8 protein-coding genes are annotated in these 6,251 nt (G+C 40.4%); 1 reads left to right on the plus strand and 7 read right to left on the minus strand.

Going from position 1 to position 6,251, the window contains the following annotated elements:
* Positions 1-4 precede the first annotated feature (4 nt).
* From H7U02_RS10275 to proB, 7 genes are all read right to left on the minus strand, one after another.
* Positions 5-1,033 (minus strand): DUF6287 domain-containing protein, encoded by a 1,029-nt coding sequence (locus H7U02_RS10275; RefSeq protein WP_110981238.1) that lies wholly within the window; start codon positions 1,031-1,033, stop codon positions 5-7.
* A gap of 30 nt (positions 1,034-1,063) precedes the next feature.
* Positions 1,064-1,519 (minus strand): Wzz/FepE/Etk N-terminal domain-containing protein, encoded by a 456-nt coding sequence (locus tag H7U02_RS10280; RefSeq protein WP_107372348.1) that lies wholly within the window; start codon positions 1,517-1,519, stop codon positions 1,064-1,066.
* 140 nt (positions 1,520-1,659) lie between these two features.
* Complete coding sequence (locus H7U02_RS10285) at positions 1,660-2,058, minus strand: DUF805 domain-containing protein (RefSeq protein ID WP_107372349.1); 399 nt, start codon at positions 2,056-2,058, stop codon at positions 1,660-1,662.
* An 87-nt stretch (positions 2,059-2,145) separates the two neighbouring features.
* Positions 2,146-2,544 (minus strand): DUF805 domain-containing protein, encoded by a 399-nt coding sequence (locus H7U02_RS10290; RefSeq protein ID WP_110981237.1) that lies wholly within the window; start codon positions 2,542-2,544, stop codon positions 2,146-2,148.
* Positions 2,545-2,643: 99 nt separating this feature from the next.
* Entirely contained in the window at positions 2,644-3,042 is a 399-nt protein-coding gene (locus H7U02_RS10295) for a DUF805 domain-containing protein (protein WP_110981236.1), read from the minus strand.
* A gap of 96 nt (positions 3,043-3,138) precedes the next feature.
* Positions 3,139-4,389, minus strand: a complete 1,251-nt coding sequence (locus H7U02_RS10300; RefSeq protein ID WP_110981235.1) for a glutamate-5-semialdehyde dehydrogenase — start codon at positions 4,387-4,389, stop codon at positions 3,139-3,141.
* 1 nt (position 4,390) lies between these two features.
* The gene (gene proB / locus H7U02_RS10305) at positions 4,391-5,194 is read right to left on the minus strand and encodes a glutamate 5-kinase (RefSeq protein WP_110981234.1); all 804 of its coding nucleotides are present in this window, start codon (positions 5,192-5,194) and stop codon (positions 4,391-4,393) included.
* Between the two features lie 230 nt (positions 5,195-5,424).
* Here proB and H7U02_RS10310 point away from each other — a divergent pair.
* The coding region (locus tag H7U02_RS10310) for an ISL3 family transposase (RefSeq protein ID WP_201043312.1) at positions 5,425-6,251 on the plus strand (827 nt) is incomplete at its 3' end.

Raw genomic sequence — 6,251 nt, forward strand, 5'->3', positions numbered from 1 at the left:
AAGATTAATCCACTCTGTAAAAATAGCTTTCCTCAGATGGCACTCCATTCGTCGCTAGAATACGGTCCTTACTGTTATCCCCCGCATCACTTGCATCACTAACTCCCTTAGGACAAAGCTGAATTGGAGTATTCCCAACTGGACTAGAATCAACATAAGTTAAGCTATAGATACCTGACACATATTGATTGGATGAGACTTTGTCAATAGGGTAAGTATAGCCCCAGAGATTCAACTGTCCATCCGAAGTAATAGTAATGGTCTTTCCATTTGAAGACTTCCATGTTCCTACGGCTGACTTATAGTTACCATTTTTCAATTCATCAGCGTTAAGTGAGGTTGAGCTTGTTTTATCTTCCGACGATGTTTTAGAACTACTATTAGTAGAGGCACTACTCAGATCCTTCCAACCCCAATTAGAAAGATCAACCTTGTCTGCACCCGAATCACTGTCATCTTTTACAAGAGACTGACCATCACTACTAAAGCGGTAGCCAGAGCCTCCACCAGCCATAGCACCAGCACTACCATAGTAGCTAAAGGTGTTATCCATGAGGTAGGCCAATGTCATACGCTCACCCAACATGCCCAGTTGTGGACCTTCTGTCAGACGAATCACCTGACCACTATCCTTAGAGATAGTGTAAATATCCGTAATCACATGTTCTTTAAAGAGTTTACCTGGCTTAAAAGCAAGAATCAACTCATCAACACCATTACCATCCAAATCACGATAAGTATAGACCGTTGAGGCAGGACTTGTTTGAGAATTAGCATAGGTCACCACCAAAGGATTAATTGAAGCGTCAGTTTGATTGTCAGCTACAGCCGTTTGGTACTTGCTGATGATGCTATCATAGGAAGAAATATCTACTTTCTCCTCCTGACTTGAACTTTCACTGCTACTTGATTGTGACTGCTCTACTGATGAAGATGAAGTCGACGCTGTTAAGCCATTCTGCAGGTTTGAACAAGCTGTCAAGAGGACTAAACTAGACAAAGCCGTCACTAACACTAAAACTTTACTTTTCATTTTTAGTCTAACTTTCCTTCTCTTTGACTCTTATTCTGCTGTTCCAGAGCTAACATCTGCGCTGTAGGCAGGGGCTGTATAGCTTGAAACCTCACTATGTGACTCGGTATAAGTTGTTGGTGGCACATAGTTATACTGAGGAGCTTGATAAGTCTCTTGTGCTGAAGAAGGCGTTGGTGCCGATGCTACCGCAGGAGTTGAGCTTGCTTCTGTCTGACTAGCTGCTTCTACCGTTGAGCTTGATGACGACGATTCGCTTGAAGACTCACTTGAAGTTGAAGAAGATGACGACGAACTTGAGCTCGATGACTTGGATGAAGCCTTGGGTTTGCTTGATGATGATTGCTTAGTCCCCACCTTAACTTGGACCTTAGCATGATTCTGCGCAGGCTGCAAAAAGACAATAGCCAATGCCAAAAGAATAGCCGGTAGGGTAAATGCCAAAATAAGGTAACGTTTTTCTTTTAAATGACGAAGTAGTTTCATAGAATATTCACATTTCTTAAATATATTTTAGTATTGATTAGTCTCAGATAAGATTATATCAGAAATATTAAAATGTGCAACATTAACATAAAACTTTTTTGACATTAGAAAAACCAACTCAAAGAGTTGGCTGATTGTCATTATTGCTGTGGGTTATCGACGTTGTTGGATGGCACTTCTACTTTTGTTGGTTGACATAATAGAAAAATGAAGATAAAAATACCGACAAATGGGATTAAAGGAATAAAAATATACGGCCAATTATAGCCAGCATCACGTAAACGACGAACCGTTAGAGCAATACCAGGTAAAACCGCAGCAACACCATAGGCAAAAAAGATAAGTAGTAAAATAACACCAATAGTAAATAAATCGCTTGATCCTGTTTCAGATTCCATTCTTTCAAATACTGCTATGAGCAAATACCAAGTAAAGAAAATCAATAGATGTGCCGAATATGCAAACCAGTAATCTGAAGGTGTCGAACGTCCCGTAAAATCAACATAGCCCTTCCAAAATTTTTTGTAGGCTTCAATCATAATAAAATCCCCCTTTTTTATGATACTTCCAGTATAACAAGTGACAAATCAACTAAAAAACAGCCTAGCGAGGCTGTTAAGTCATTATTATTGTTGTGGGTTATTGAAGTTGTTGAATGGATACTCAACCTTAGTTGGTTGACAGAACAAGATTAAAAGTACAATTCCACCTATTCCCAAACCAAGGTGTAAGAAGATATAAGCCCAATGATAGCCTGCATCTCGCAAACGACGTACTTGAATTGCAAGAGATGGTAAGATTGTAGCAAAAGCATATAAAATTATTAAAATCAAAAAGATGTAAGCAATAATATTAGGTAAACTACCTGGCTGATTTCTCCCTGCCACCGCAAAAATAATTGCCGCAATATATAAAGCCATTATCAGCAGAAAATTAGCCAAAACAACAAACCAATAATCTGAACGTGTTGAACGTCCCTCAAAATCTACATAGCCCTTCCAGAACTTCTTATAAGCTTCAATCATAATAAAATCTCCTCATTTTTTGATACTTCTACTATACCAAAAGACCTATCGTATGACAAATTGACCTAAGGAACAACCTATAAGTCTGATAAACACTTTTTATTGCTGTGGGTTATTGAAGTTGTTAAATGGCACTTCTACTTTTGTTGGTTGGCAGTACAAAACCAAGAGTATAATCCCACCTATTCCTAAGGCGAAACGTAAGAAAATAAATGCCCAGTGATAGCCAGCATCACGCAAACGGCGTACTTGAATTGAAATAAATGGTAATATAACGGCAAGACAATATACAAACATAGCCAATATCATTACCGTTGCAATAGTACCTAGTGCGCCGTCCATACTACCACCATTGGCACCTATAAATATGGATGTTATAATCCCAAAAGCCCAAAGAACTAAAATATTTGCTAATACTGCAAACCAATAATCTGAACGGCTTGAACGTCCCGTGAAATCGACATAGCCCTTCCAAAATTTTTTGTAGGCTTCAATCATAATAAAATCCCCTTTTTTTATGATACTACCAGTATACCAGATGCTTCATACTCTAGCAAACTAACTTAAAAAAGCTCCTTCATGGAGCTTGATGGTTTATTCTCTGATTTGACCTTGGCCATTAATATAGAACTTGGTTGAGGTAAGGGCCTCAAGTCCCATTGGACCGCGGGCGTGCATTTTTTGGGTTGAGATTCCGATTTCAGCACCTAGTCCAAAGACGAAACCATCGGTGAAGCGGGTTGAGGCATTAACATAGACAGCTGCAGCGTCTACATCATCTTGGAATTGCTCCGCACGACTGATATCCTGAGTTACGATAGCCTCTGAATGCGATGTCGTGTAGGTATTAATCCAATCAATGGCCTCATCAAGGCTGTCTGCCACTTTAACAGACATAATATAATCAAGAAACTCTGTCGCAAAATCTTCTGGTGAAGCGGGTACGGATTTTTCCATAAGTTTCAAAGCCTTTTCATCCGCACGGAATTCAACAGCCTGAACTTTTGAAATAGCTTTTTCCAAATTAGGTAAGAAGTCTTCCGCAATATCAGCATGAACGACCAGCGATTCTGCAGCGTTACACACGCTTGGTCGTTGAGTCTTGGCATTGATGACAATCTGTGTCGCCATATCTAAGTTAGCATATTTATCCACATAAATATGACAGTTACCAACACCCGTTTCAATGACTGGAACTTTGGCTTTTTCTTTAACCGTTTGGATGAGACGAGCTCCACCACGAGGGATGAGCAAGTCTACATACTTAGTCGCCGCCATGAGTTCTTCTGCTACCTCATGAGAGGTATCTTCAACCAGCTGAACGGCATCTGCTGTGATACCCGCATTTTCCAAAGCCTTACGAGCTACTGTAACCAAGGCCTTGTTGGAATTGATGGCATCACGTCCTCCACGAAGAATAATGGCATTATTGGTTTTAAAGGCAAGGCTAAAGGCATCGATTGAGACATTGGGACGGCTCTCAAAAATCATAGCGATAACACCCATAGGAACACGCTTTTGAACAATTTTGAGACCATCCAGATTCGTATAGCCACGAACTACTTGACCGATTGGGTCCTGAAGATCTGCCACCTGACGGACACCCTCAGCAATCCCTGCGATACGGTCTTCCGTCAAGAGCAAGCGGTCTTGCATAATCTCTGAAATACCATTTTCCTTAGCATTGGCCATATCCTTAGCATTTTCAGTGATAATATAGGCACTCTCAGCTACTAGAGCTTTAGCTACCTGATTTAAAAGGTCGTTTTTAGCTGCTGTTGACAATTTAGCAATCTGACGACCTGCCACCTTGGCCTGTTGACCTAGTGTATCGATATATGTCATCTTAGTCCTCCTTTTTAAAGAGTGTACCAATCTTGGCTCCTTCTAGGACACGAAGGATGTCACGTGGATTTTCACCATTCATCAAAACCATTTGGCTTTGATTTTCAAAAACCATCTGAGCTGACTTAATCTTACTCATCATACCACCTGTACCAAATTTACTACCGGCACCACCAGCTGAGGCTATAATTTCCTCTGTAATCTCTGGGACATAGCTACGAAGGGTGGCATCCTCATAGACATTTGGGTTCTTATCGAAGAGCCCATCAATATCTGACAACATAATGAGTAGGTCAGCACCAACAATCTTAGCTACGATAGCTGACAAGCGGTCGTTGTCCCCAAACTTAGTCGCATGGTCCATTTCATCTACGCTGACAGCATCATTTTCATTAACAACTGGAACAACTCCAAGCTTGAAGAGGCTCTCGAAGGCATTGATGGCATTGGCCAGACTCTCAGGATACTCGACCACATCACGGGTCAAAAGAAGCTGAGATACCTTGGTTTGGTAATGTGAAAAGACCTGAGAATAGAGGCTCATCATGGCTACCTGCCCTACACTTGAGACGGCTTGTTGCTTACCAACTTCAGCCGGTCGCTTGTCTAGGTCTAAGACATTGAGCCCGAAGCCCATGGCACCAGAGGATACGAGGACAACCTCAATCCCTTTATTATGCAGGCTAGAAATGACAAAAGCTAATTGATCGATTTTTTCAAGATTAATTTTCCCTGATGGTAAAACCAGAGAGCTAGTCCCGATTTTGATAACCAGGCGTTTTACTGAGTCAAAATTTCGTTTCATGTTTATGATTATACACTAAATTCAGGTATTTTAACATATATAATGCATAAGTTTACATATTAAGGATTTTCAGTAAAAAAGAATCCCTCCAATCGGAGAGACTCTTTAAGGCTCTATAATTTCTGTAGTGGGTAAAACCACTGTAGAGATTATAGAGCTTTTTGAGTGTAAACAAAAAGTCCCATAAGAACTATAATGAAAAGCAACCAAACCATCATTAGGAAGAACTTATGAGACTTATTAAGAATACCACAGAATTAATCGGAATTAAAGACCCTAACATCATTATTTCTCTTGTTTTGGAAACTAATACTCATATCGAGATTCATGCAAAACTTGATTATTCTGCACCACCATGCCCTCATTGCCATGGAATGATGATCAAGTACGACTTTCAAAAATCTTCTAAAATCCCTCTTCTTGAACAAGATGGAACTCCAACACTACTACGTCTGAAGAAACGTCGCTTCCAGTGTAAAGTGTGTAAGAGAGTAACGGTGGCTGAAACCTCAATCGTTGAGAAAAACCACCAAATCTCCAACCTTATCCGACAAAAGGTTGCACAACTTCTAACTGAGAAGGTATCACTAACGGATATTGCCAGAAGACTTCGTGTATCGACGTCCACTGTCTATCGTAAACTTGACCAGTTTACTTTCAAGGAACATTATGACAAACTCCCAGCTGTTATGTCCTGGGATGAGTTTGGGTTCAAGAAAGGTGAACTCGCTTTTGTGGCTCAAAACTATGAGACCAACAAACTCATAACCATCCTTGATAATCGCTGCCAAACCTCTATACGAAACTACTTTTTGAAGTATCCATTAAAAGCTCGCCAAAAGGTGCAGTTTATCACGATGGATATGTCTGGAGCCTACATCCCACTAGCCCGCAGACTCTTTCCAAACGCAAAAATCGTTCTTGATCGTTTCCACATCATCCAGCACCTTAGTCGAGCCTTTTTAAAGACAAGAATTGCAATTATGAACCAATTCGATAAGAAGTCACTACCCTATCGAGCCTTGAAAAATCACTGGCGACTCTTCCAAAAGGACAG

It is taken from the genome of Streptococcus sp. 3.1 (assembly GCF_016648915.1).
GTDB lineage: Bacteria > Bacillota > Bacilli > Lactobacillales > Streptococcaceae > Streptococcus > Streptococcus salivarius_E.